Source organism: Streptomyces ipomoeae 91-03 (genome assembly GCF_000317595.1).
GTDB classification, from domain to species: Bacteria; Actinomycetota; Actinomycetes; order Streptomycetales; family Streptomycetaceae; genus Streptomyces; species Streptomyces ipomoeae.
This window is the reverse complement of the sequence record NZ_AEJC01000532.1, coordinates 1-23,521: the sequence shown is the minus strand read 5'-3', so window position 1 is coordinate 23,521 and position 23,521 is coordinate 1. Positions and strand designations below refer to the sequence as shown.

Below are 23,521 nucleotides of genomic sequence, written 5' to 3'. Positions count from 1 at the left end.
CCCTCCGCGCGTGTGTACGTCGCTCAGTGCTCGGTGGTCCCCTGGTCGCCCGTGCCCGAGTCCGGGGGGTTCGAGGCGGTCGCGTCCGGGGAGGCCGTCGAGCCGGCGGCGGTGCCCTGCTCCTCGGTGGTGCCCTCCTCGCCCGCGGGCGAGCCGGAGGCGGCCGGGGAGGTGGAGGCGGAGGCCTCGTCGGTCGGCGTGGGGCTCGTGGCGGGGACCTCGGGGATGTCGCTCGGGCCCCACTTCTCGAAGTGGCCCTCGGCCGGGACGACGAAGGCGCGCAGGCTCACCTCGCCGGTCTCGCTGAAGGTGAAGGTGACCTTCTGGGCGTTGCCGTCCTTGAGCGCCGCACCGGGCTCGGCCAGCACCGCGGAGGCGTTGCCCTCGCCGCCGAGGATCACGGAGCCTCCGGCCGGGACGACCACCTTGCCGCCGTTGCCCTCACCCTTGGCCGGGGTGATCTCGACGGTGCCGGCGCCCTCCACGGTGATGGAGTCCAGCGTCTGGTCCTTGGTGCTGCCGTTGAACAGCGTCGCGGAGACCGCGGCCGGGCCCTTGGTCGCGGGGGCGGGCTGGGTGATCACGATCGCGTTCTGGATCTTGATGTCGCCGACGGTCGTGGCCGCGTTGTCCGGCTTGATCTCCAGCGTCTGGGCGTTGTTGCCGGCGGCGCACGCGGCGAGTGAGGCGATCGAGAACGCGAGGACGGCGGCGGCGAGGGCGCCGCGTCGAAGGCTGCTGCTCACGGCGGCGGCAACTCCTTGAACTGGGCGATACGGGGTCGGCGGCCCCACATCCGTAAAGCCGCCCTAAGTGTCTGTCAGCGGGGTTAGGTTACCGAGCCGTTCCTCGGCCACCGCACCCGACCCTCCCCAAGCCCTCGGCAAGTCTCCGGCGCGTCCCTGGTGAGGCGGTGTTCGGGTCCCGGCAGGGGTCCGCCGCGGGTGCGCGCAATTCGCATAACCGCCGTCGATCCCTTCCCGTGCTTCCTCACCGCCTCCTGGATTTCGGGTAAGGAATGCACGACGGTACGGAAATCGATCATCTGGCAGAACGCCGCCGGAACACGATCCGGTAACGGCGGAACATCTCGGGGAGATCGAACTCCTTGATCAATTCCGGATTCAGTCTCGTACCCGACTCCACTCACCGAACGGAGTAGCGGAAGTCGCACACTTGGAGTCGGACATAGCGGGACGTTCAGACAGCCGAGGGGCCCTCCGGATACGTGTAACGTGCGCGTTTCGGTCCGCCTGAACAGCCGCTCCGACCTGCGGATACCCGCTTCCGTGTGCCCCTCGCAGCACGTTCCTGTTGCTGTTGTCAAGCCCCGAGATATGCCCTGACCTGCGAAAACGCCATTCAGAACACGCCGTATCCGTGTTACCCTGGATAGCCACGGAAGGGGTACCTGTCACATGACGTTCAAGGTTGGCGACACCGTGGTCTATCCCCATCACGGGGCCGCGCTGATCGAGGCCATCGAAACTCGCCAGATCAAAGGCGTGGACAAGACCTACTTGGTGCTCAAGGTCGCTCAGGGCGACCTGACGGTGCGTGTGCCGGCGGACAATGCGGAGTTCGTGGGTGTGCGTGATGTGGTCGGTCAGGACGGCCTGGACCGGGTCTTCGAGGTGCTGCGCGCACCGTACGCCGAAGAGCCCACGAACTGGTCGCGTCGCTACAAGGCAAACCTGGAGAAGCTCGCCTCCGGCGATGTCATCAAGGTCGCGGAAGTCGTACGTGACCTGTGGCGTCGTGAGCGCGAGCGCGGACTCTCCGCCGGTGAGAAGCGCATGCTCGCCAAGGCCCGCCAGATCCTGGTGAGCGAACTCGCCCTCGCGGAGAACACCAACGAGGACAAGGCCGAGGCCCTGCTCGACGAGGTTCTCGCGTCCTGAACCTGAACTGACTCCTGCGGCAGGCAGCCAGCCCGCTCAGCCGTTCAGCACAGCAAGTGAAATGCCGCGGTGCCCGATGACAGTCGTATTGTCGCCGGGCGCTGCGGCATGTTCATGTCCGGAACCGGATGCGCTCGGTGAGGTGATCGGAAACCCCGGTGTCCCGACGTGTTCGGAAACCCTGGTGCTCGGAAAACTCTGGTGCTCCGGAAACCCACGGGCTCGGCTACCGCATCTGCTCGGACACCGAGGCCGGATGCGGTACGTCGAGGTGCGGTCCCCGATACTTGGCGTGCCGGGCCCGGGCGCTGGCTCGACCAGATGTCACGGAAGGGTCCGGTCAAGGCGTCGCGCCCGGCACGGTGAGGCCATACCCACCTCTGCCGAGCGCACAAACCTGACAGGAACCGATGTCTGACGATTCGCGCCCTTCGCCGTCCACGGCCGAAAGCCGTACCGCCGCCGTGATCCCGGCCGCCGGCCGGGGCGTACGCCTGGGGCCGGGCGCTCCCAAGGCACTGCGTGCGCTGAACGGCACTCCCATGCTGATCCACGCCGTGCGGGCCATGGCCGCGTCCCGTGCCGTCTCCCTCGTGATCGTCGTGGCGCCGCCCGACGGTGCCGCCGAGGCCAAGAGCCTGCTCGACGCGCACGCGCTGCCCGAGCGCACCGACTTCCTCGTCGTACCCGGGGGTGAGACACGACAGGAGTCCGTGAAGCACGGCCTCGACGCGCTGCCGCCCGGCTACGACATCGTCCTCGTCCATGACGCGGCCCGCCCCCTCGTGCCCGTCGACGCCGTCGACGCCGTCATCGAGGCCGTACGGGACGGGGCACCGGCCGTGGTGCCCGCGCTGCCGCTCGCGGACACGGTCAAGGAGGTCGAGCCGGCCGACGCGGGTGCGCCGGGGGCGCCGGAGCCGGTGGTCGCCACACCGGAGCGGGCGCGGTTGCGGGCGGTGCAGACGCCGCAGGGGTTCGACCGGGAAACGCTGGTCCGGGCGCACGAGACCGTCACCGGGACGGTGACCGATGACGCCAGCATGGTCGAGCGGCTGGGGGTGGGCGTTGTGGTCGTGCCCGGGCACGAGGAGGCGTTCAAGGTGACGCGGCCGTTGGATCTGGTGCTGGCGGAGGCGGTACTGGCTCGGAGGAGGCTGAACGATGGGTTCTGAAGAGGTGACTCCGTCGGTTCCGCCGTCGGTGGTCCTGCCGCAGGTCGGGATCGGGACCGACATTCATGCGTTCGAGGAGGGGCGGGAGCTCTGGTGCGCCGGGCTGAAGTGGGAGGGCGAAGGGCCGGGGCTGGCCGGGCACTCCGACGCGGATGTCGTCGCGCATGCCGCCTGCAACGCGTTGTTCTCCGCGGCCGGGTTGGGTGATCTGGGGCAGCACTTCGGGACCGGGCGGCCTGAGTGGTCGGGGGCGTCCGGGGTGACGTTGCTGGGGGAGGCCGCGCGGATTGTGCGTGCCGCCGGGTTCGCCATCGGGAATGTCGCGGTGCAGGTGGTGGGGGATCGGCCGAAGATCGGGAAGCGGCGGGATGAGGCGCAGGGGGTGCTTTCCGAGGTGGTGGGGGCGCCGGTCTCTGTTTCCGGGGCGACTACGGATGGGCTGGGGTTTCCGGGGAGGGGTGAGGGGCTGATGGCGGTCGCCACCGCGTTGGTTGTGCGGGTGGGGTGACGCCAGGGGGTTCTCGCCCCGCCGCCCCTACCCGTCCCTCCCCCACCAGGGGCTGCGCCCCTTCGCCCCCGCCTTCCAGCTCGGGGGAGTTGTCCGTTGGCGGGTGCGGGTTGTTTGTGGCTGGTCGCGCCCGCGCGGCGGAGCCGCATATCGACGCGGCCCCGCGCCCCTTATGGGGCGCGAAGCCCCGGCGGTAAGAGGGGCCCTTCCCCGTTAACGTCACGAATCTGTGGTGCTTGGGGTTATGGGCTCGGGGCACTCGTGGTTGGCCACTACCCTGGAGGCGTGACTATTCGCCTGTACGACACCAGCGCCCGGCAGATCCGTGACTTCGCCCCGCTCACGCCGGGTTGTGTCTCGATCTACCTGTGTGGCGCGACCGTGCAGGCGGCGCCGCACATCGGGCACATCCGGTCGGGGCTCAACTTCGACATCATGCGCCGATGGTTCGAGTACCGCGGGTACGACGTGACGTTCATCAGGAACGTCACGGACATCGACGACAAGATCATCGCGAAGGCGGCCGACCAGGGGCGCCCGTGGTGGTCGATCGGCTACGAGAACGAGCGCGCGTTCAACGACGGGTACGGCGTGCTCGGTTGCCTGCCGCCGACCTACGAGCCGCGGGCCACCGGGCATGTGACCGAGATGGTCGAGATGATGCGCGGCCTGATCGAGCGCGGACACGCCTACGAGGCCGACGGGAACGTGTACTTCGACGTGCGGTCGTTCCCCGGGTATCTGCAGCTGTCCAACCAGGAGCTCGACAATCTGCTTCAGCCTTCCGGCGAGGGCGAGACCGGCAAGAGAGATCCCCGGGACTTCGCCATGTGGAAGGCCGCCAAGCCGGGTGAGCCCACCTGGGAGACGCCCTGGGGGCGCGGCCGGCCGGGGTGGCACCTGGAGTGCTCGGCCATGGCGCACAAGTACCTCGGTTCCGCCTTCGACATCCACGGCGGCGGACTCGACCTGATCTTCCCGCACCACGAGAACGAGATCGCCCAGGCCAAGGCCTACGGCGACGAGTTCGCCCGGTACTGGGTGCACAACGCCTGGGTCACCATGAGCGGCGAGAAGATGTCCAAGTCGCTGGGCAATTCGGTCCTCGTGTCCGAGATGGTCAAGCACTGGCGGCCCATCGTCCTCCGTTACTACCTCGGCACCCCGCACTACCGGTCGATGATCGAGTACAGCGAGGAGGCCCTGCGCGAGGCCGAGTCGGCGTTCGCGCGGATCGAGGGGTTCGTGCAGCGGGTCGTCGAGAAGGCGGGCGGGGTCGTCGACCCCGCGGCCCAGGTGCCGCCCGCGTTCGCAGAGGCGATGGACGACGACCTCGGGGTGCCGCAGGCGCTCGCCGTCGTGCACACCACGGTGCGGCAGGGCAACAGCGCGCTGGCCGCCGACGACAAGGAAGCCGCCATGGCCCGGCTCGCCGAACTGCGGGCCATGCTCGGCGTCCTCGGCCTCGACCCCCTCGACCCGCAGTGGGCCGGCGAGACCGACCGCGGCGACGATCTGCACGGCGTCGTCGACAGCCTCGTACGCCTCGTCCTCGACCAGCGCGAGGCCGCGCGCGCCCGTAAGGACTGGGCCACCGCGGACGGCATCCGCGACCAGCTCAACCAGTCGGGGCTGACCATCGAGGACAGCCCGGACGGTCCGCGCTGGTCGCTCGGTCCGCGCTGACCCGGACGAATCGCCTCAGACCGTCACGGACCAGCTCCGATCACCTTGATCGATTGTGCCGCCCGGCCCTCCGGGCGGCACACTGCATAGACACGCAACACAGACACCACACCTCACCGACGTACGCGAGCCCGCGTACGCGACTTCACGAGACGGGTAGGTCATGGCCGCTAACAACCGCCGCATGTCCGGCAAGAAGGGCGCGCAGGTCGGCAGTGGCGGCCAGCGACGCCGAGGGCTCGAAGGCAAGGGCCCCACCCCGCCCGCCGAGATGCGCAAGGGACACAAGAAGAACCGCATCGCCACCGCCAAGGCCAAGCAGACCGCGCGTCGACCCGTCGTGCGCGGGCGGGGCGGCAAGGGCACCTCGGAGATGGTCGTCGGGCGCAACCCCGTCGTCGAGGCGCTGCGCGAGGGCGTGCCCGCCTCGACGCTCTACGTCCAGCAGTTCATCGACAACGACGAGCGGGTGCGCGAGGCGCTTCAGCTCGCCGGTGAGCGCGGCGGGATTCACCTCATGGAGGCGCCGCGGCCCGAACTGGACCGGATGACCAACGGGCTCAACCACCAGGGGCTCGTGCTTCAGGTGCCGCCGTACGAGTACGCGCACCCCGAGGACCTGGTGGCCGCCGCGTTCGACGAGGGCGAGGACCCGCTGATCGTCGCGCTCGACGGCGTCACCGACCCGCGCAACCTGGGTGCCGTCGTACGGTCCGTGTCCGCGTTCGGCGGCCACGGTGTCGTCGTGCCCGAGCGGCGCGCGGCCGGGATGACCGCCGGGGCGTGGAAGACCTCCGCCGGTACGGCCGCCCGTACGCCGGTCGCCCGCGCCACCAACCTGACGCGCGCGCTGGAGTCGTACAAGAAGGCGGGCCTCGTCGTGGTCGGGCTCGCGGCGGACGGCGAGGTCGAGGTGGGCGAGCTGGAGGCCCTCGACGGGCCCGTCGTCATCGTCGTCGGCAGCGAGGGCAAGGGCCTGTCGCGGCTCGTCGGCGAGACGTGTGACTTCCGGGTGCGGATCCCGATGCCGGGCGGCGCCGAGTCGTTGAACGCCGGTGTGGCGGCTGGGGTTGTGCTGTACGAGGCGGCGCGGCGGCGATCCTGACGGGGGATCGGGGGCGCGGCTGAGCACGGCCTTCGCGGAGTTGTTGATCACCTTGACGGGGTCCGGACAGATCGGGGCGGTCAAGGCAGTGTCCTAACGACACGTCACTCGGTTAGTTGAGTGTGGACACCAGAACACCCCGCACACCCACGGGGGACCGCTCGTCGGGATTCAACTCGGAATTCGACGACGCTCCCGCGCTGAGCATGGTGAAGGTGCCGAGCGATCCGGCGCAGATCATCGTCAACCACGCGAGCTTCCGCGTGCGGTTGGGCGCCACCACGCGGGCATCGTCCCCGCGCGTCGCACGGCATCTGAGCGCCACCGAGAACACCGCGCGCATGCCCGTCGTGGGCACGGCGGGGCGGTCCGGTGTGCCCGCCGCCGGGCGCCGGCGCGCGCCCGTCGTCTGGAGCGGGAAGTCCGCGCCGGACGACACCGGAGCCCACCGCCTCCTCCAGGCCGTACGGGACGCGGGCGCCACCCAGGTCATCCCACGCGTCGACGCCACCGAGACCGGCGGGCTCGGCGGGATGGGCGACATCGAGGGAACGGCCGGGGGCGGCGGATACGGCGGTGAACATGGGCGCTACGGCGCCGACATGACCGTCGAGACCGTCGAGACGCCCATCGTCGGCAGCCAGCGCACCCACGACGATCACATCGCCGGCGAGGGCACACGGCTGCTGCCCCCCATGCGTGCGGTCGGCAGCACGTACGACGAACCGGCGTACGGCGGGGCCGAGTACGACGAAGACGTGTACGCGGACGGTGAGTTCGCGGAGCCGTACGACGACGGGGACGACGAGGACGACGGCGAGCGGTCCGGGCGGCGCGACGGCGACACGCCGACCTCGGCTGCCGCGGCGGGCGTCCGGCACGCCTATTACCCCGGGCGGCGGATGAATCTGGGCGTGGTGCTGCTGCCACTGCGCGTGTTCCTCGGGTTCATTTCCCTCTACGCCGGCATGGGCAAGCTCTGCGATCCGCACTACTTCGACGGCGGCAAGCGCGGGTCCATGGTGAAGTGGCTGAACACGCTGCATCCATGGGAAGTCGCCGAGCCGCTGCGGCAGTTCGCGCTGGAGCACCCCGTGGGCTCCGGGCTCGTGATCGCCTTCGCGCAGGTGATCGCGGGTGTTCTCACCGTGCTCGGGCTCTGGCAGCGGGTCGCCGCGGGGTTCGGGGCGCTGCTGTCGGCCGCGCTGCTCGTCACCGTCAGCTGGAAGACCGTTCCCGTCTACGAGACGCCCGACATCATCTATCTCGCCGCCTGGTCTCCGCTGATCATCGCGGGGGCGCCGGTGTACTCCGTCGACGGGCGGCTCGCGGGGGGTGCGTGGCGCAGGCTCGGGCCACGGGCGGACATCTGGGAGCTGCGGCGGTATGTGCTGCGGCGGGGGGCGCTCGTCACGGCGATCGTGGTGGGGCTGACGTTGCTGGTCGGGTCCGTGCTCGGCGGGGCCGTGCGGGACGCCGACCGCATTGTCGTTCCCGGGCCCGGGGAGGCGCCTCGCAACGAGCTGCCCGGGTCGCCGCTGCCGGGTGAGCCGACGAAGCGGAAGCGGGCGCCGTCGGCTTCCAACTCGCCCACCGCCGGGGCCACCTCGGCCAGTCCGTCGTCCGAGGCGGCTACGACGCCGAGCGCCACGCGCGACACGGGCGCCGTCACCGGAGGGCAGCCGAGCGAGACCCAGGGGACCGTGGGGCAGGCGCCGCCGCAGCAGTCCTCGCCGGCCGGGCAGGCACCGAGCAGCACGGCTGGGCCCAGCTCCAGTGGGGGCACGGCCACCGGTGGGGCCACGGGCAGTTCCAGTGGCGCCGGTGGAGGGAGCTCTTCGAGCGGGCAGCCTGGGCTGGTGGGTGGACTGCTCGGGTAGCCGTACGCTCGGACAGCCGTACGAGAGACGCAAAAGGGGCCCCGCACGTTGGTGTGCGGGGCCCATTGCTGTGGGTGGGGCAAGGCGTCTGAGAGCTCGGGAGGGCCTGTGGTGCGGCGACTGCGGACCGTTGGTGGCTGGTCGCGTCCACGCGGTGCCGGCGGCATTCCACACAGCCCCGCGCCCCTTGAGTGACCGGCGGCTGCCCGACTCCCCTTGAGGGACCGGCCGTTTGCCCGGCGCCCCTAACGCCCCAGCGCCGCCAGTTCCTTCGCGGCCTCTGTCAGGTCCTTCGCCGTGTCGATGGCTCGCCAGTAGGCGCCCTGGGGGATGGGGAAGCCGGCCAGTCGGCGTTCCCGGGCGAGGCGGGGGAAGGTGGTGCGTTCGTGGTCGCCTCGTTCGGGGAGGAGGCCGGTGAACTCGGGGGAGAAGACATAGACGCCGGCGTTGATCTCGTACGTCGTCGGCGGGGCTTCGATGAAGTCGGTGACGCGGCCGAAGCCGTCGGTCTTGACGGCGCCCCAGGGGATGCGCGGGCGGGCGAGGGCGAGCGTGGCGACGGCGTCGCGCTCGGTGTGGAAGTCCGCCATGTCGCGGAGCGAGAAACGGGTCCAGATGTCGCCGTTGGTGGCGTACCAGGGCCGGTCGGGGTGCGGGAGGTGGGAGGCGGCGTACTTGAGGCCTCCACCGCGGCCCAGGGGTTCCGTCTCGACGACCATGGTGACGCGGACGGGCAGGTCGGCCGAGTCCAGCCACTTCTGCAGGACGTCGGCGAGGTGGCCGCAGGAGACGACCACGTCGGTCACGCCCTCCTCGGCGAGCCAGGTGAGCTGATGGCCGATGATCGGGGTGCCCGTGCCGGGGATCTCCACCATGGGCTTGGGCCGGTCATCGGTGTACGGACGCAGCCGGGAGCCCTGGCCACCGGCGAGGACCACGGCTTGAACGGGGCGCGACGCGGCGTTCGGATCGGTCATGACCGAACTGTACGTGGCGCCCCGTTCGCGGGAGCACGGCCCTGGGGATCGGTACAGCGGGGGGTTGTCGGGGGTGGTGACCCGAGGGTTGTCGTGGGGCGCTCAGGCGAACTGGGCGGCCACTCCGGTGGCGTAGGACGTGTCGCAGACGGGGCGGGCGAAGGACTGGGCCCGGGTGGGGCCGTACGCGCGGACGGCGGCGCGGCCGAGGGCGCGGGCGATGCTGGTGCAGTGCTTCGCCAGCGACGGGCGTTCGTTCACGGCCTGCTGGAGGTGGGTGAGGGCGACGCCGGGGTCCTTCTCCTGGAGTTCCAGAAGGAGCTTGTCCTGCAGCACCTCGTGCGCGGCGCGGGACTTGGCGCGCTGGGAGGACTGCTGGGCGGCGACGTCCGAGGCGGCGAGCACCGACTCGGACGGGTCGGAGCCCGACCAGTTGACCCGGGTGACCGCGAGGGTGCCGGAGAGGACCAGGACGACGGGCAGGACCAGGGCGAGGGAGCGGCCGATCCGACGGGCGGCGCCGCGGCCACGCCGCGGTCGTTGGGTGTAGGTGTGGGTGTGCTTCACGCGAGTGAGGGTAGCGTGGGGTAGTGATATGGCAACATTGGGTCACCGGTATGGGGGACATTGAAGTGCCGTTTTTTGGGCACCGCGTTGACGTACACGGGTCGAAATGAGCGAGTTTGCCGGGGTGACTGAAGGAAAACAAGCGGGCCCCGCAATGGTCTGCGGGGCCCGCTTCGTCAACCCGGGTGATTTATCCGGTACGGCCGGAGCCGCCGGTGATCAGTCGGAGAGGCGCTCGCCCGTGGAGGTCGAGAACACGTGGGTCTCGCCCGGACGCGGGACGACGTGCAGCTGGGCACCCTTCTCGGGGACCTGGCGGCCGTTGACGCGGACCACGAGGTCCTTGGTCTCGCCGCCGACCTCGGCGGTGCCGTAGACGTAACCGTCGGCGCCGAGCTCCTCGACGACGTTGACGGTGACGGCGAGGCCGGCCGGGGCGTCGTCGGCGTCCTTCGACAGGGCGGAGGCGGCGGCGCCGTTGTGCTCGACCACGTCGAAGTGCTCGGGACGGACACCGACGGTGACCGTGCGGTCGCCCTTGTCGGAGGCGGCCTTCAGGGCGTCACGGTTGACCGGGACGACGCTGTTGCCGAACTTCACACCGCCGTCGGTGATCGGGACCTCGACCAGGTTCATGGCGGGGGAGCCGATGAAGCCGGCGACGAAGAGGTTGGCCGGGCGGTCGTACATGTTGCGCGGGGTGTCGACCTGCTGGAGCAGACCGTCCTTGAGGACCGCCACGCGGTCGCCCATCGTCATGGCCTCGACCTGGTCGTGGGTGACGTAGACGGTGGTGATGCCGAGGCGGCGCTGGAGCGACGCGATCTGCGTACGGGTCGAGACACGGAGCTTGGCGTCGAGGTTCGACAGCGGCTCGTCCATGAGGAAGACCTGGGGCTCACGCACGATGGCGCGACCCATGGCGACACGCTGGCGCTGACCACCGGAGAGGGCCTTCGGCTTGCGGTCCAGGTACTCGGTGAGGTCGAGGATCTTCGCGGCCTCTTCGACCTTCTGGCGGATCTCCGCCTTGTTGACGCCGGCGATCTTGAGGGCGAAGCCCATGTTGTCGGCGACGGTCATGTGCGGGTAGAGCGCGTAGTTCTGGAACACCATGGCGATGTCCCGGTCCTTCGGCGGCAGGTGCGTGACGTCGCGGTCACCGATGCGGATGGCGCCGCCGTTGACGTCCTCCAGGCCCGCGAGCATGCGGAGCGAGGTGGACTTGCCGCAACCGGACGGGCCGACCAGGACGAGGAACTCGCCGTCCTCGATCGCGATGTCGAGCTGGTCGACGGCGGGCTTGGTGGATCCCGGGTAGATCCGGGTCGCCTTGTCGAACGTGACAGTGGCCATGGCTCGAAAGCCCCCTTCACCGGCAGGAACGTGCCGGACGATCCGTTGTAAAGGTGGTGATCCACCACGGACGGTTCCATGGTGGTGTAGTCCACACGAGGGACTGGCACTGGACGGTACCTGGCGTTCACCTGGTCTGTCAGTACCTGGACGGCTGTGAACTTCGCGGAAATTTTCGACGAGTGCGCCCCACGACGTGGGTACACTGCACGGGCGCGCCCTCGCACGGGGCCACGCCTCCTTAGCTCAGCTGGCCAGAGCAACGCACTTGTAATGCGTAGGTCGTCGGTTCGAATCCGACAGGGGGCTCCAGGGGCCCGGGTCACTTTTCGCGACCCGGGAGTTTCATCGCAGCCGCCGGGCGATCTCCAGATCGTCCGGTCCCGGCTCGCGTCCCTCCTCCACATTCCAGATGACGTTCTGCAGCAGTCGGCCCAGCGTCCAGGCGCGGGCCCGCTCCCGGTCCAGGCCCAGGACGTCGGTCATCGCGTCGAAGCGCCAGTGGATCTCGTCGGGCTCGAAGCGGTTGTCGAGGGCGGGCCAGAGGTCGAAGGCGGGGTCGCCTGCCAGGGGCTTGGGGTCGATGGCCAGCCAGGGGGCGCGGTCGGCGGCGAGGACGTTGCCGAAGTGCAGGTCCCAGTGGAGGAGGCGGTCGCCGGGGTCGTCGATCACCTCGCGTACCGCCGCCGCGCAGTCGGCGATCAGCCGGCGGTCGGCGGCGTCGGCGATCCGCTCCAGCACCGGCGGGGTGCGGCGCAGCAGGTCCGCCGCGATGTCGCCGAGGCGGCGCATGGTCGGTGGGGCCGGGGTGGACGTCAGGTGGGCCAGGAGGTGGGCGACGACCAGGACGGCCTTGCGGGAGTCGGGTTCGTAGGTCAGCATCCGGGCCGGGTCCAGGCGTTCGAGCAGCATGGTGCCCGTTTCGTCGTCGTACTCCAGGAGCCGCACCGCCCCGTCGCCGTTCCAGATGCGGAGCGCTACCGGTTCGCCCTCGCTCTCGTCGTCGAGGATCTGGAGTTTGAGGACCGCGGGGGTGTTGTCGGTCGTGCGGATCACGGGCAGGACCAGGGCGCACATGCCGTGCATGGACGGGCCGTCGAGGCGTAGGCCCCAGCGGTCCAGGAAGCCGGCGGCCAGGTGCGGGATGTTCGCGATGAAGGCGCGGCCCGCTTCCCCGTTGATCTCTTCCTGAGTCTCGGCCAGTTCCTCGGGAACATCGATCATGCGGGTGACATTACGCGCGGACGGGCCCGGAATCCCTTGATTTTCGGGCTGTGCGGGCCCACCGCGACCACGGAATCCGAAGGAGACAGGGTCTGTCGGCAGGGGTTGGCGTCCGGGCATGAGCAGCACGGATGCGATCGCCGGCACCGTCAACGGCGGGATCTCCTTCTGGTACGCGCAGGCCGGGATTCCGGTTCCCAGGGAGCCGCTGGGCGGTGACACGTCCGCCGATGTGGTGATTGTGGGTGGTGGGTACACCGGGTTGTGGACGGCCTACTACCTCAAGAAGGCCGCGCCCTTTCTGCGGATCACCGTGCTGGAGCAGAAGTTCTGTGGGTACGGGGCCTCCGGGCGTAACGGCGGATGGCTCTACAACGGGGTCGCGGGGCGGGATCGGTACGCGCGGCTGCATGGGCGTGAGGCCGCCGTGCGGTTGCAGAAGGCCATGAACGACACGGTCGGTGAGGTTGTTCGGGTCGCGGGGGAGGAGGGGGTCGAGGCCGATATTCGGGCTGGGGGCATCCTCGAAGTCGCCTGCACGCCCGCTCAGTTGGCTCGGCTCAAGGCCTTTCACGCGCACGAGGTGTCGTACGGGGAGGACGATCGCGAGTTGTACGGCGCCCGGGAGACCGCTGAGCGGATCAGGGTCGCCGATGCGGTGGGGTCCACGTGGACTCCGCACGGGGCCCGGTTGAATCCGGTGAAGCTGGTGACGGGGCTGGCGCAGGTGGTCGAAGGGCTCGGGGTGACCGTCCATGAACTGACGCCGGTCACCGAGATTCGGCCGAAGCACGCCGTCACGCCGTACGGGACGGTCCGGGCGCCCTATGTGCTGCGCTGCACCGAGGGCTTCACGGCGAGCCTCAAGGGGCAGAAGCGGACCTGGCTGCCGATGAATTCGTCGATGATCGTCACCGAGCCGTTGACCGCCGGGCAGTGGGAGGAGATCGGCTGGGCGGGGTGCGAGGCGCTCGGCGACATGGCGCACGCGTACATGTACGCCCAGCGCACCGCCGACGGCCGTATCGCGCTCGGTGGCCGCGGGGTGCCGTATCGGTTCGGATCGCGTACGGACAACGACGGGCGGACGCAGCCGGCGACGATCGAGGCCTTGCGCGAGATTCTCGTGCGGTTCTTCCCGTCGCTGGCCGGGGTGAAGGTCGAGCACGCCTGGTCGGGGGTGCTCGGGGTGCCGCGCGACTGGTGCGCGACGGTGACGCTGGACCGGTCCACGGGGCTGGGCTGGGCCGGTGGTTACGTCGGCTCGGGTGTGGCCACCGCCAACCTCGCCGCCCGTACCCTGCGCGATCTGGTCCAGCAGGACTCGGGGCAGGGCGGGGCGACCGAGCTGACCGCGCTGCCCTGGGTGAACCACCGGGTGCGCAAGTGGGAGCCGGAGCCGTTGCGTTGGCTGGGGGTGCAGGGGTTGTACGCCACGTATCGCGCCGCCGACCGGCGGGAGGCGGCTACGCACAGCGCGGAGTCGTCGCGGCTGGCGCGGGTGGCGGACCGGGTGGCCGGGCGGTAGTGATCCGGGGATTCCGGCCCGCTTGTGGCCGACCAGGTCCGCGACACGGTCGCCGAGCGGCAGGAGACCTGCCGAAGGCGAGGGTGGATGACGTGATCGCCCTCCCGCACTGCCTGAACGGTGTGGGGGGACCCCATCGGCTCCCGTCGGACATCCCCAGGTCGAGGGCCCGTGTCGCCTCAGCGGCGCGGCTGCCCGCAGCTGTGCGGGCGCATGGCTGTCGTCATGGCTCCAGCACCACCTTGCCGGTCGTGCCGCGGTTCTCCAGGGCCCGGTGGGCGGTGGCGGCCTGGGCGAGGGGGAAGCGGTGGACGGCCGGGACGAGGCGGCCGGCGGCGGCTTCTGCCAGGGCGCGGAGTTCGAGCGTGCGGATGGGGTCGTCGCCGCCCGCCCGGCGTCGCATCTCCTCGCCCAGGACCGACTCCGAGACGCCCTCGACGACGTACGGTTCGCCGCCCTTGATGCCGTCCGCCGACCAGCCGAAGACGAGGTGCTTGCCGCCGGGGGCGAGCAGGGCGACGGACTCCCGCGCCACCGCCCCGCCCACGCCGTCGAAGACGACCGTGACCTTTCCCCGGTACGCGGCGACCCGCTCCGGCCACGCCGGGTCGGTGTAGTCGACGGCGAGGTCGGCGCCGTTCGCCGCGACCCGGGCCGTCTTCTCGGGGCCTCCGGCGAGACCGATCACCGTGGCGCCCGCGTTCTTGGCGTACTGCACGAGGAGCGTGCCGATGCCGCCGGCCGCGGCCGGGATCACGACCACGTCGTCGGGGCCCGGTTCGGCGAAGAGGAGGATGCCCATCGTCGTACGGCCCGTGCCGATCATGGCGACGGCCTCGGCGGGGTCGAGGTTCTCCGGGATCTCGTGCAGCCGTCCGGCGTCCGTGACGGCCAGTTCGGCGTAGCCGCCCGGTGCGAAGCCGAGGTGGGCGACGACCCGCTTGCCCAGCCACTCCTCCGGGGCGCCCTCGCCCAGGGCCTCGACGACTCCGGCGACCTCGCGGCCCGGGACGGTGGGCAGTGCGGGCGCCGGTCCGGGGCCGGGGTGGCCCTCGCGTAGGGCCGCGTCCAGCAGATGTACGCCGGCCGCGGCGACCGCGATACGGACCTGGCCCGGGCCGGGCTCGGGGTCCTCGACCTTCTCGTACGTGAGGTTCTCGGCCGGGCCGAAGGTGTGCAGGCGGATCGCGTGCATGGAGGGCTCCCCCTTGGGCTTTCGGGTGCGGCTGGACGTGCGTCCGGGCGTGCGTCTCGGTGTGCGGCTTGGTGTGTCTTCCGACGTGTGCCTTGTCGTGTGCCTTGTCGCATGCCTTGACGTCTGGCTTGTGGCGCGTTTCGGCGTGTGCCTTCGCGCGGTGAGCCCAGCCTCTAACCTCAAGCATGCTTGAGGTCAAGCGTGTTCCTGGCGTGCCTGCCGAGTGCCAGGGAGACCGCCGAGAGGGCACTGTTGAACGACACCTCCGAGAGCACGCCCGGCGCCGCGACCTGGTCGCCCGCGAGGTAGACGCCGTCGCCCCGGTCCACGGCCGGGCGGTCGCGCCAGCTGGTGCCGGGCAGGTCGACCGCGCCCGTACGGCCGTTCGCGGTGGCCTCGCGGCGCCAGGTGACCCGGTCGCGCCAGCCGGGGAGGCCCAGGTCGAGAAGGTGCTCGGCACGGGCGACGCCGGCCGCGCGGGACTCGTGCGGGGCGATCGGGAACTGTCCCTGGAGCAGTTGCTCGCCGGCCGGGGCGAGGGTGCGGTCCTGCGCGGTGAAACGTTCGAGCCAGCCGGGTGCGTCCAGGTCGGAGACGACGAACGCGTCGCCGCGGCGGGTGCGTACGGCGATGTCGAGCAGCACGGTACGGCCGCTCGGCCAGGTCAGCGAGGAGTCGCCGAGGAGGCGGCGGGCGGCGTCGAGGGAGGTGGCGACGATGACGGGGCCGTGGCCGCTGTGGGATCCATGGCCGTTGCGGGGGACATCGCCCCGGACGGCGTCGAGGCTGTCGACGCGGGCCAGGGTCTCCATCCGGACGCCGAGGTTCCAGGCGCGGGCCGCCATCCGGTCGATGAGGCTCGCCCAGCCGCCGCGCGGGTAGTGCGCCTCCGGGGGCAGCTTGGTGGCCCGGCGCAGCCGTTCCTGCACGAACGCGGCGGAGAGGGAGCCCGGGTCGTGGTGGAACACCGCCACCGCCGCGTAGTTGGCGGCGGCACGGGCGGCCTCCTCGCCCGCCTGTTCGGTGGCCCACGTGAGGAAGTCGACGTCCACGGGGGCGTGTCGGCCGCTACGTCCGCCACGGCCGCTCCGGGGGCGAAGCAGCTTGAGCATCGCGAAGGGCGGGGTGCGGCGCAGGACGCCCTTGTGGTGCAGCCGCAGCCGGGCCGCCTCCAGCGGAGGGATGGGCGCCAGCGGGCTGATCAGGTCGCGCTGCCTGAGCCAGGTCCAGTGCGGGCCGCCGCTGTACAGCGCGTGCGGTCCCTCGTTCGTCCGGTACGGCCCCTCGGTCGTCCGCGCCCGGCCGCCCAGCGTGTGGTGCGCCTCGTACAGCGTGACCTTCGCGCCTGCCTCGGCGGCGGTGATGGCCGCGGTGAGGCCGGCGAAGCCGCCGCCGATGACGGTGATGTGGGTGGGGGTGCGGGGGCGGGTGGGGGTGCGGTGCGTGGTGGGCGGGCGGTGCATGGCTGGGGCTCCCTCGGGTCGGTGCGGTCGTCTGTCCGCGAGTACGACTGGCCGAGGGGGCCGGAATGTGACATGGGGTGTGGGTGGGCGGCTTCGCGTGTGCGTGCAGGGGCGTTGTCAGTGGTGGGGTGCAGGATGGGAGCGTGGCGAGGAGAGCGGGTGGTGGGAGCGGTGGTGGCCGTGCGGGTGCCGCTGCGGTGAAGGCGGCGCGGCGGCCGGAGGTGCGGTTGCCGGTGCTGGAGGCGTATGAGGGTGGAGGGCTGGAGCCGGACGGGGATTACGACGCGCTGGAGTTCGTGGGGGCGGACTTCGGTGGGCAGGACGGTGGGGGTGCCCGGTTCATGGACTGCGCGTTGAGGGGGTGCGCGCTGGACGAGACCCGGCTGCGTCGGGCGCGGTTTCTCGACTCCGTTCTCACCGGCATACGGGGGGTTGGCACCGATCTCACCGAGGCGACGCTTCGTGATGTCGAGCTGGTGGATGCGCGGCTTGGGGGTGTGCAGTTGCATGGGGCCGTGCTGGAGCGGGTGGTGGTCCGTGGGGGAAAGATCGACTACCTCAATCTGCGTGAGTCTCGGCTCAAGGATGTTGTGTTCGAGGACTGTGTGCTTGTCGAGCCGGACTTCGGGGGTGCGGGGTTGGAGCGGGTGGCGTTTGTGGGGTGTGCGGTGAAGGGGGCGGATCTGAGGGGGGTGACGTTGAGGGACGTCGATCTGCGGGAGGCTGCGGTTGTGGAGATCGCGCGGGGGGTGGAGCGGCTGTCGGGGGCGGTGATCAGCGCGGCTCAGCTGATGGATTTGGCGCCGGTGTTGGCGGGGGAGATGGGGATTCGGGTGGAGGGGTGATGTGTGGCTGGGGCCGGGTTGGTTGGCGGGTGCGGGTTGTGCGGGGTCGATCGCGCAGTTCCCCGCGCCCCTGAAAGGGCGCGATCAACCACCGCTCGGCCGCAGACAACGAACCGGCCTCAGGCCAAACGAGGGAAGCGGGCCTGGAGGGTCCAGATCGCTGGGTTTTCGGCCAGGGCGTCGTGCAGATCGCACAGGTCGGCGATCAGGTCGTGGAGGAAGTCGCGGGACTCGCGGCGCAGTTCGGTGTGGGAGAAGGTGAGCGGGGGCTCCTCGGGTGGCATCCAGTCCGCCTCGATGTCCACCCAGCCGAAGCGGCGCTCGAAGAGCATGCGGTCGGTCGACTCGGTGAAGTCGAGTTCCGCGCGCTGGGGGCGGGCGGCGCGGGAGCCGGCCGGGTCCCTGTCGATCCGCTCGACGATGTCGCACAGCGCCCACGCGAAGTCCAGTACCGGCACCCATCCCCAGGCTGTGGACAACTCCCGGTCCGCCTTGGTGTCGGCGAGGTAGACGTCACCGCAGAACAGGTCGTGCCGCAGCGCGTACACGTCCGCGCGGCGGTAGTCCGTCTGGGGCGGATCGGGGAAGCGGTTGGAGAGGGCGTAGCCGATGTCGAGCACGTAGGCGATGGTGTCATGTCCCCCTAGGATCTCCGACGTGTCCCGATCCGTAACGGTTGTCCCGGCCGCCCTGCTCGCCCTCGCCCTGGCCTGCACGCTCACGTCCTGCACGGACGACGGCGGGTCGACCGGCGACACCACCCGCACCCCCGACACCGCCGGCCACGCCCGCACCACCGGCACCCCCGGCTCCGCCGGTCTGCGGGACCCGTACTTCCCGAAGCTCGGCAACGGCGGCTACGACGTCACCCACTACGCCCTCACCCTCGAACACGACCCCCCGTCCGACCCCGCCTCCGCCGCCGAGAAGCACCACCTGCGCGGCACCGCCGTCATCACCGCCCGCGCCACGCAGGACCTCAGCGCGTTCAACCTCGATCTGAAGGGGATGGATGTCGAGTCGGTCACCGTCGACGGCACGAAGGCGGGCTGGAAGCGGGCCGGGCAGGAGCTGACCGTTCGCCCGGAGGGTGGGCTCGGCAAGGGGGAGACGTTCCGTACGACGGTCCGCTACTCGGGCAGCCCGGAGACGATCACCGATCCGGACGGCTCCCAGGAGGGCTGGCTGCCCACCCGCGACGGCGTACTCGCGCTCGGCGAACCGATGGGCTCGATGGCGTGGTTCCCCGGCAACCACCACCCCTCCGACAAGGCGACGTACGACATCACGGTCACCGTTCCCGAGGGTCTGCACGCCGTGTCCAACGGGGAGTTGAGGGGCGAGTCGACCAAGAAGGGGCGCACGACCTTCTCCTGGCACGCCGGCGAACCGATGGCGAGCTATGTGGCCACGATCGCGATCGGCGAGTATGAGATCGACTCGTACAAGATCGACTCCTACGAGGTGCGGGGCTCCAAGGCGGGGCAGGTGAAGCTGCCGGTGTATGTCGCCGTCGACCCCGCCGAGGCCCAGGGCAGCCGAGTGGTCCTCGACCGGATCCCCGAGGTCATGGAGTGGGCGGAGGGCTACTTCGGTCCGTACCCCTTCTCCTCCACCGGAGCCGTCGTCGACAGGCCGGAGGACATCGGGTACGCGCTGGAGACCCAGAACCGTCCCGTCTTCCCCGGCGCCCCCGACACCGAACTCCTCGTCCACGAGCTGGCCCATCAGTGGTACGGGAACTCGGTCACCCCGAAGAGCTGGCGGGACATGTGGCTCAACGAGGGCTTCGCCACCTACGCGGAGTGGCTGTGGCAGGAGGACCACGGCGGCGACACCGCCCAGGAGATCTTCGACGCGCTGTACGAGGGCGACGCCTACGAGGACGCCGCCGCGAACGAAGCCGTCTGGGACTTCCCGCCCGCGAAGCCCCCGAACGCCGGCCATATCTCCGACAGCCCCGTGTACGAACGCGGCGCCATGGTCCTGCACAAGATCCGCCGGGCGATCGGCGACGACGCCTTCCTCGGCCTCGTCAAGGGCTGGGCCACCACCCACCGCCACGGCAACGCGAACACGGCCGACTTCACCTCGTACGCCGAGAAGTACGCGAAGAAGACGGCCCCGGACGCGGATCTGACCCCGGTGTGGAAGGACTGGCTGTACGGGGAGGGGAAGCCGCCGAAGGCCTGAGAAAAGCGGTCGTCAGGCCGGCCGGGTTCCGGTGACGCCGGTCGGTGGGGCGGGGCGGGACGTCGTACGAGGCCCGGACGGGGGCGTATGCAGTTGCTTGCGCAACACTGCACACGGGCGGCCCAGTTGGCGGTCGTTACGGCGGTCGATGACCTCGTAGCCGAGGGACGTCCAGAAGGCCAGAGCCCCGGGATTGTTGTCGAGTACCGCGAGGCGTACGGCGGTGCGCCCCGCCCGCCGAAACCGTTCCTCGACGAGCGCCACCAACTGCCGCCCGTACCCCTGTCGTTGCGCATCGGCGCGGACGAGCAGCAGCCCGATCCAGGGGTCGGGGTCGGCCGGATCGGGATGTCGAGCGAGCGTGATGACGCCCCCGACGAGCGGCTGACTCCGGGTGCCGCTGCCGCCTCTGCTGCTGTGGCTGTCGTCGGTACTGCCACTGGTGTTGCCACTGCCACTGGTGCTGTCGGCGGGGCGCGCCAGCAGTATCTCCACGTCCGGGTTGGCCAGTTCCATCGTCAGCGCCGCGCTCACCTGCTCGGGACGGATGTCGTCCGGGTCCGGGAAGTCGCCGCTCAGGGCGTAGAAGTCGCGGTTGGAGGCGTGCAGGGTGGTGAGTTCGGCGAGGAGGGGGTCTGGGATGGTCCCGTCCTCGGCCGTGCGGAGGGTTTCGATCAGCACCATGTGCCGCACGCTATCGATCACGCCCGCCTCGAATCCGAGTCATGGAAGCATCGGCTCTTCCGCAAGGCCGCTCGATTTCGGGCCGCTCGTTTTTATGTTGCGCGCCGGGCGCCGCTGCTCGTCCAATTCAGCGGGAGCAGTGGATCCGAGGAGGGAGGCGTGTGGAACAACGGGTGCGTGTGCACAAGGTTCGGCTGGGCGGCGATGAGGTCAGGGTGATTCGGCCGGCTCCGGCGCCCGCGCGGCTGGCGCTGCGTGATGACCGGCATTGGCTGTCGATGTACGCCGATCGAAGCGGGGCGGAGCAGCTTGTCGCCCTGTGGGCGTTGGCCGCCCGGTCCTCCCGGTCGCTGGTCCATCTGCCGATCCGGGCCAACCCGGTCCCTGAGGGTGTGGCGAGCGACGGCGAACCGGTCGCGCTGGACCTCGTACTGGTCCACCACAGCCTGCGGTTCCCGACCGGGTCCTGGAAGCAGGTGCGCGCACGACTCGGCACCGGCAAACCGCATACGACGGCCACCCCGGACGACGACTTCCCGGACGAGAGCGCCATCGACTACGAGCGGCGGCACCACCGGACGTACCGCGACCACCTCGACTTCACCATCGCGGCCCACACACTGTTCGTCGTCGGCAGCCCCACCGCGTTCCGCGAGTACGGCACGGCCCTGCGCGGCCTCATCGACGAGGCCCCGTCCTACCCGCACCGCTACCCGAACGCCGCCCACTTCTGTGTGGAACTCAGCGCGGGCTCCTGGTCCCGACCCAGGACCCGCCGCAACGTGCCCGCCCGCCTGCACATCCAGTACTCCGGCACCTGGAGAGTGTGAAGAATCCAGCCCGGAGCCCGGAGCCCGGAGCCCGGAGCCCGGAGCCCGAAGGCCCCGCTGTGACGTGGGTGTCGCGGCGGGGCCTTCCGTGAAGTCGGCCGGGGCCGTGGACGGGTGTCAGACGTTGACGCCGAAGTCCTGGGCGATGCCGACCAGGCCCGAGGCGTAGCCCTGGCCCACGGCGCGGAACTTCCACTCGGCGCCGTTGCGGTAGAGCTCGCCGAAGACCATGGCCGTTTCGGTGGCGGCGTCCTCGGAGAGGTCGTAACGGGCGATCTCGGCGCCGCCGGCCTGGTTGATGATGCGGATGTAGGCGTTGCGGACCTGGCCGAAGTTCTGCGAGCGGTTCTCGGCATCGTAGATCGAGACCGGGAAGACGATCTTGTCGATGTCGGCCGGGAGGGCCGCCAGGTTGACGTTGATCGCCTCGTCGTCGCCCGCGCCCTCACCCGTGCGGTTGTCACCGGTGTGGACGATCGTGTTGTCCGGGGTCTGCTTGTTGTTGAAGAAGACGAAGTGGGCGTCCGAGTAGACCTTGCCCTGCGTGTTCACCGCGATCGCGGAGGCGTCCAGGTCGAAGTCGGTGCCCGTGGTGGTACGGACGTCCCAACCGAGGCCCACGGTGACGGCGGTCAGGCCCGGAGCCTCCTTGGTGAGCGAGACGTTGCCACCCTTGGACAGGCTTACAGCCATTGTTGGGAGTCCTTCCCTCGTTGCGTACGACGAACCTACAGCTACCCCAATGAACGCCATGAGGGGTGGCGAAGGTTCCAGGTGTCGTCAGGAGTCTTTACTTTCTTTACCGACCGGCACCCGGAAGGAATATTGGGGTGACGTACACCGAACGGGGACGGGAACATGGACGGCATGTCCGGTCCCTACGTCATCCGTGGCTCCGTCTCGCTGCCCGAGGCCGAGCTCATGTGGCGTTTCTCCCGCTCCTCCGGGCCCGGCGGGCAGCACGTCAACACCAGTGACTCGCAGGTCGAGCTGCGGTTCGACCTCGCCCGCACCGAGGCCCTGCCCGAGGTGTGGAAGCGGCGCGCCCTGGAGCGGCTCGCCTCGCGGCTCGTCGACGGGGTCGTCAGCGTGCGGGCCTCCGAGCACCGTTCCCAGTGGCGGAACCGGGAGACCGCCGCCGTACGCCTCGCCGCCCTCCTCGCCGAAGCCACCGCCCCGCCCCCCAAGCCGCGCCGGCCGACCCGTATCCCCAAGGGGATCAACGAACGGCGGCTGCGCGAGAAGAAGCAGCGGTCGGACACCAAGCGGGGGCGATCGGGGCGCGACTGGGGCTGAGGGTGACCATCATGGGGGGTGTCACATCGGTGGGGCGTGATCCGTCAGGTTCGTAGAGGCAGTACGTGGCTACGGACGTGTTGACGAGGAGCGGTCACCGATGAGCGGTAGCGGTACCAGTGGCAGTAGTGGCAGTAGTGGCAGCGATGTTCTCGCGCTGCGGTTCGAGTCGCATCGGTCACATCTGCGGGCCGTCGCCTACCGCATGCTCGGGTCGCTCGCGGAGGCCGACGACGCCGTGCAGGAGACGTGGCTCAAACTGAGCCGGGTCGACGCGGACGAGGTCGACAACCTTCGTGGCTGGCTCACCACCGTGGTCGGGCGGGTCTGTCTCGACATGTTGCGGTCCCGGCGGGCGCGGGCGGAGGAGCCCTTGTCCGGGCCGGCGCAGGACGGTTCGGGTGGCGTCGGTGGATCCCCCAGATCCAGAGGATCTGGGGGATCTGTCGGATCTGGTGGCTCGGAGGGCGGATACGGCGGGCTGCGGATGCCTCAGCCGGTCGTCAGTCCGGTGAGTGGGGTCGATCCGGAGCAGGAGGCGTTGCTGGCCGATTCCGTCGGGCTCGCGCTGCTCGTCGTACTGGAGACGCTCGGGCCCGCCGAACGGCTCGCCTTCGTGCTGCACGACCTCTTCGGTGTTCCCTTCGACGACATCGCGCCCATCGTCGGTCGTACGCCCGTTGCCGTGCGGCAGCTCGCGAGTCGGGCGCGGCGGCGGGTGCGGGGTGGGGCGCCGTCGCCGGATGCGGATCTCGAGCGGCAGTGGGAGGTCGTGGACGCGTTTCTCGCGGCGGCTCGGGAGGGGGACTTCGAGGGGCTGCTCGCCGTGCTCGCGCCGGATGCGGTCGTACGGTCCGCCGCCGGGGTGACTCGGGGTGCCGCGGAGGTTGCGGCGCAGGCCGGGATGTATGGGCGGGCCGGGGGTGCCGGGGCGCGGGCCGCGCTTGTCAATGGGGGGCCTGGGCTTGTGGTGCTTCAGGAGGGGCGGGTTGTGCGGGTGCTGGCGTTCGCGGTCGCACAGGGGAGGGTTGCGGCGATCGATGTCGTTACGGAGGGGGAGCGGTTGGCGGCGTTGGATGTGACGGTGCTTGGGGGGTGAGGCCGGGAG

Annotated in this window: 21 protein-coding genes, 1 tRNA gene and 1 pseudogene; 13 read left to right on the top strand and 10 right to left on the bottom strand. The window is 70.5% G+C overall.

What is annotated here, in order from left to right:
• Positions 1-23 precede the first annotated feature (23 nt).
• A complete protein-coding gene (locus STRIP9103_RS34860) occupies positions 24-746 on the bottom strand; it encodes a copper chaperone PCu(A)C (RefSeq protein ID WP_009329459.1) in 723 nt (240 codons plus the stop codon).
• Positions 747-1,418: 672 nt separating this feature from the next.
• Here STRIP9103_RS34860 and STRIP9103_RS34855 point away from each other — a divergent pair.
• The 6 genes from STRIP9103_RS34855 (at position 1,419) to STRIP9103_RS34830 (ending at position 8,255) form a co-directional block, all read left to right on the top strand.
• Positions 1,419-1,901 (top strand): CarD family transcriptional regulator, encoded by a 483-nt coding sequence (locus STRIP9103_RS34855; RefSeq protein WP_003953493.1) that lies wholly within the window; start codon positions 1,419-1,421, stop codon positions 1,899-1,901.
• 410 nt (positions 1,902-2,311) lie between these two features.
• A complete protein-coding gene (gene ispD, locus STRIP9103_RS34850; RefSeq protein WP_009329471.1) occupies positions 2,312-3,076 on the top strand; it encodes a 2-C-methyl-D-erythritol 4-phosphate cytidylyltransferase in 765 nt (254 codons plus the stop codon).
• On the top strand, positions 3,066-3,584 hold the full coding sequence (gene ispF, locus STRIP9103_RS34845; RefSeq protein WP_009329485.1) for a 2-C-methyl-D-erythritol 2,4-cyclodiphosphate synthase: 519 nt from the start codon (positions 3,066-3,068) through the stop codon (positions 3,582-3,584). Before ispD ends, ispF begins: the two co-directional genes overlap by 11 nt.
• A 285-nt stretch (positions 3,585-3,869) precedes the next feature.
• Complete coding sequence (gene cysS / locus STRIP9103_RS34840; protein ID WP_009329477.1) at positions 3,870-5,270, top strand: cysteine--tRNA ligase; 1,401 nt, start codon at positions 3,870-3,872, stop codon at positions 5,268-5,270.
• Positions 5,271-5,433: 163 nt separating this feature from the next.
• On the top strand, positions 5,434-6,375 hold the full coding sequence (gene rlmB / locus STRIP9103_RS34835; protein ID WP_009329491.1) for a 23S rRNA (guanosine(2251)-2'-O)-methyltransferase RlmB: 942 nt from the start codon (positions 5,434-5,436) through the stop codon (positions 6,373-6,375).
• Positions 6,376-6,497: 122 nt separating this feature from the next.
• Positions 6,498-8,255, top strand: a complete 1,758-nt coding sequence (locus tag STRIP9103_RS34830) for a DoxX family protein (RefSeq protein WP_009329470.1) — start codon at positions 6,498-6,500, stop codon at positions 8,253-8,255.
• Positions 8,256-8,500: 245 nt separating this feature from the next.
• Here the strand turns inward: STRIP9103_RS34830 and STRIP9103_RS34825 are convergent, their stop codons facing one another.
• The 3 genes from STRIP9103_RS34825 to STRIP9103_RS34815 all read right to left on the bottom strand — a co-directional run bounded on the left by STRIP9103_RS34825 (position 8,501) and on the right by STRIP9103_RS34815 (position 11,155).
• Positions 8,501-9,232: a nucleotidyltransferase family protein gene (locus tag STRIP9103_RS34825; RefSeq protein WP_009329493.1), complete on the bottom strand. Its 732-nt coding sequence runs from the start codon at positions 9,230-9,232 to the stop codon at positions 8,501-8,503.
• A gap of 102 nt (positions 9,233-9,334) precedes the next feature.
• Positions 9,335-9,799, bottom strand: a complete 465-nt coding sequence (locus STRIP9103_RS34820; RefSeq protein WP_009329462.1) for a hypothetical protein — start codon at positions 9,797-9,799, stop codon at positions 9,335-9,337.
• Between the two features lie 219 nt (positions 9,800-10,018).
• On the bottom strand, positions 10,019-11,155 hold the full coding sequence (locus tag STRIP9103_RS34815; protein ID WP_009329481.1) for an ABC transporter ATP-binding protein: 1,137 nt from the start codon (positions 11,153-11,155) through the stop codon (positions 10,019-10,021).
• Between the two features lie 235 nt (positions 11,156-11,390).
• Here STRIP9103_RS34815 and STRIP9103_RS34810 point away from each other — a divergent pair.
• Positions 11,391-11,467: transfer RNA gene (locus STRIP9103_RS34810), tRNA-Thr, on the top strand.
• Positions 11,468-11,500: 33 nt separating this feature from the next.
• On the opposite strand, the gene STRIP9103_RS34805 is transcribed toward STRIP9103_RS34810, so the two are convergent.
• Positions 11,501-12,379: an aminoglycoside phosphotransferase family protein gene (locus STRIP9103_RS34805; RefSeq protein ID WP_009329468.1), complete on the bottom strand. Its 879-nt coding sequence runs from the start codon at positions 12,377-12,379 to the stop codon at positions 11,501-11,503.
• Between the two features lie 118 nt (positions 12,380-12,497).
• Between STRIP9103_RS34805 and STRIP9103_RS34800 the strand changes: the two genes are divergently transcribed.
• A complete protein-coding gene (locus STRIP9103_RS34800; protein WP_009329484.1) occupies positions 12,498-13,907 on the top strand; it encodes an NAD(P)/FAD-dependent oxidoreductase in 1,410 nt (469 codons plus the stop codon).
• Positions 13,908-14,130: 223 nt separating this feature from the next.
• Here STRIP9103_RS34800 and STRIP9103_RS34795 read toward each other — a convergent pair whose 3' ends face one another.
• A complete protein-coding gene (locus STRIP9103_RS34795; protein WP_009329464.1) occupies positions 14,131-15,102 on the bottom strand; it encodes a zinc-binding dehydrogenase in 972 nt (323 codons plus the stop codon).
• 179 nt (positions 15,103-15,281) lie between these two features.
• Positions 15,282-16,565 (bottom strand): FAD-dependent oxidoreductase, encoded by a 1,284-nt coding sequence (locus tag STRIP9103_RS34790; RefSeq protein WP_009329474.1) that lies wholly within the window; start codon positions 16,563-16,565, stop codon positions 15,282-15,284.
• A gap of 143 nt (positions 16,566-16,708) precedes the next feature.
• Between STRIP9103_RS34790 and STRIP9103_RS34785 the strand changes: the two genes are divergently transcribed.
• Positions 16,709-17,410, top strand: coding sequence for a pentapeptide repeat-containing protein (locus STRIP9103_RS34785; protein ID WP_009329487.1), 702 nt, complete (start codon positions 16,709-16,711; stop codon positions 17,408-17,410).
• Positions 17,411-17,529: 119 nt separating this feature from the next.
• Here STRIP9103_RS34785 and STRIP9103_RS34780 read toward each other — a convergent pair whose 3' ends face one another.
• On the bottom strand, positions 17,530-18,030 hold the full coding sequence (locus tag STRIP9103_RS34780; protein WP_009329479.1) for a hypothetical protein: 501 nt from the start codon (positions 18,028-18,030) through the stop codon (positions 17,530-17,532).
• Positions 18,031-18,037: 7 nt separating this feature from the next.
• Here STRIP9103_RS34780 and STRIP9103_RS34775 point away from each other — a divergent pair, with 7 nt between their 5' ends.
• Positions 18,038-19,603 (top strand): M1 family metallopeptidase, encoded by a 1,566-nt coding sequence (locus STRIP9103_RS34775; RefSeq protein ID WP_078614152.1) that lies wholly within the window; start codon positions 18,038-18,040, stop codon positions 19,601-19,603.
• Positions 19,604-19,669: 66 nt separating this feature from the next.
• Here the strand turns inward: STRIP9103_RS34775 and STRIP9103_RS34770 are convergent.
• Positions 19,670-20,287: pseudogene (locus tag STRIP9103_RS34770) on the bottom strand (GNAT family N-acetyltransferase); the annotation flags it as partial.
• 161 nt (positions 20,288-20,448) lie between these two features.
• Here STRIP9103_RS34770 and STRIP9103_RS34765 point away from each other — a divergent pair.
• Entirely contained in the window at positions 20,449-21,117 is a 669-nt protein-coding gene (locus STRIP9103_RS34765; RefSeq protein WP_009329482.1) for a hypothetical protein, read from the top strand.
• 117 nt (positions 21,118-21,234) lie between these two features.
• Here the strand turns inward: STRIP9103_RS34765 and STRIP9103_RS34760 are convergent, their stop codons facing one another.
• A complete protein-coding gene (locus STRIP9103_RS34760) occupies positions 21,235-21,810 on the bottom strand; it encodes a TerD family protein (protein ID WP_009329473.1) in 576 nt (191 codons plus the stop codon).
• Between the two features lie 165 nt (positions 21,811-21,975).
• On the opposite strand from STRIP9103_RS34760, the gene arfB reads away from it, so the two are divergent.
• Positions 21,976-22,413 (top strand): alternative ribosome rescue aminoacyl-tRNA hydrolase ArfB, encoded by a 438-nt coding sequence (gene arfB / locus STRIP9103_RS34755; protein WP_009329466.1) that lies wholly within the window; start codon positions 21,976-21,978, stop codon positions 22,411-22,413.
• A 100-nt stretch (positions 22,414-22,513) separates the two neighbouring features.
• Entirely contained in the window at positions 22,514-23,512 is a 999-nt protein-coding gene (locus STRIP9103_RS34750) for a sigma-70 family RNA polymerase sigma factor (RefSeq protein WP_009329489.1), read from the top strand.
• Positions 23,513-23,521: the final 9 nt, after the last annotated feature.

Coding starts and splice junctions, on each gene's coding strand:
- STRIP9103_RS34825 (WP_009329493.1), bottom strand. CDS start 9,232: ATGACCGATCCGAACGCCGCGTCGCGCCCCGTTCAAGCCGTGGTCCTC.
- STRIP9103_RS34805 (WP_009329468.1), bottom strand. CDS start 12,379: ATGATCGATGTTCCCGAGGAACTGGCCGAGACTCAGGAAGAGATCAAC.
- STRIP9103_RS34790 (WP_009329474.1), bottom strand. CDS start 16,565: ATGCACCGCCCGCCCACCACGCACCGCACCCCCACCCGCCCCCGCACC.
- STRIP9103_RS34855 (WP_003953493.1), top strand. CDS start 1,419: ATGACGTTCAAGGTTGGCGACACCGTGGTCTATCCCCATCACGGGGCC.
- STRIP9103_RS34750 (WP_009329489.1), top strand. CDS start 22,514: ATGAGCGGTAGCGGTACCAGTGGCAGTAGTGGCAGTAGTGGCAGCGAT.
- STRIP9103_RS34815 (WP_009329481.1), bottom strand. CDS start 11,155: ATGGCCACTGTCACGTTCGACAAGGCGACCCGGATCTACCCGGGATCC.
- ispF (WP_009329485.1), top strand. CDS start 3,066: ATGGGTTCTGAAGAGGTGACTCCGTCGGTTCCGCCGTCGGTGGTCCTG.
- rlmB (WP_009329491.1), top strand. CDS start 5,434: ATGGCCGCTAACAACCGCCGCATGTCCGGCAAGAAGGGCGCGCAGGTC.
- STRIP9103_RS34775 (WP_078614152.1), top strand. CDS start 18,038: ATGGTGTCATGTCCCCCTAGGATCTCCGACGTGTCCCGATCCGTAACG.
- ispD (WP_009329471.1), top strand. CDS start 2,312: ATGTCTGACGATTCGCGCCCTTCGCCGTCCACGGCCGAAAGCCGTACC.
- STRIP9103_RS34760 (WP_009329473.1), bottom strand. CDS start 21,810: ATGGCTGTAAGCCTGTCCAAGGGTGGCAACGTCTCGCTCACCAAGGAG.
- arfB (WP_009329466.1), top strand. CDS start 21,976: ATGGACGGCATGTCCGGTCCCTACGTCATCCGTGGCTCCGTCTCGCTG.
- STRIP9103_RS34795 (WP_009329464.1), bottom strand. CDS start 15,102: ATGCACGCGATCCGCCTGCACACCTTCGGCCCGGCCGAGAACCTCACG.
- STRIP9103_RS34800 (WP_009329484.1), top strand. CDS start 12,498: ATGAGCAGCACGGATGCGATCGCCGGCACCGTCAACGGCGGGATCTCC.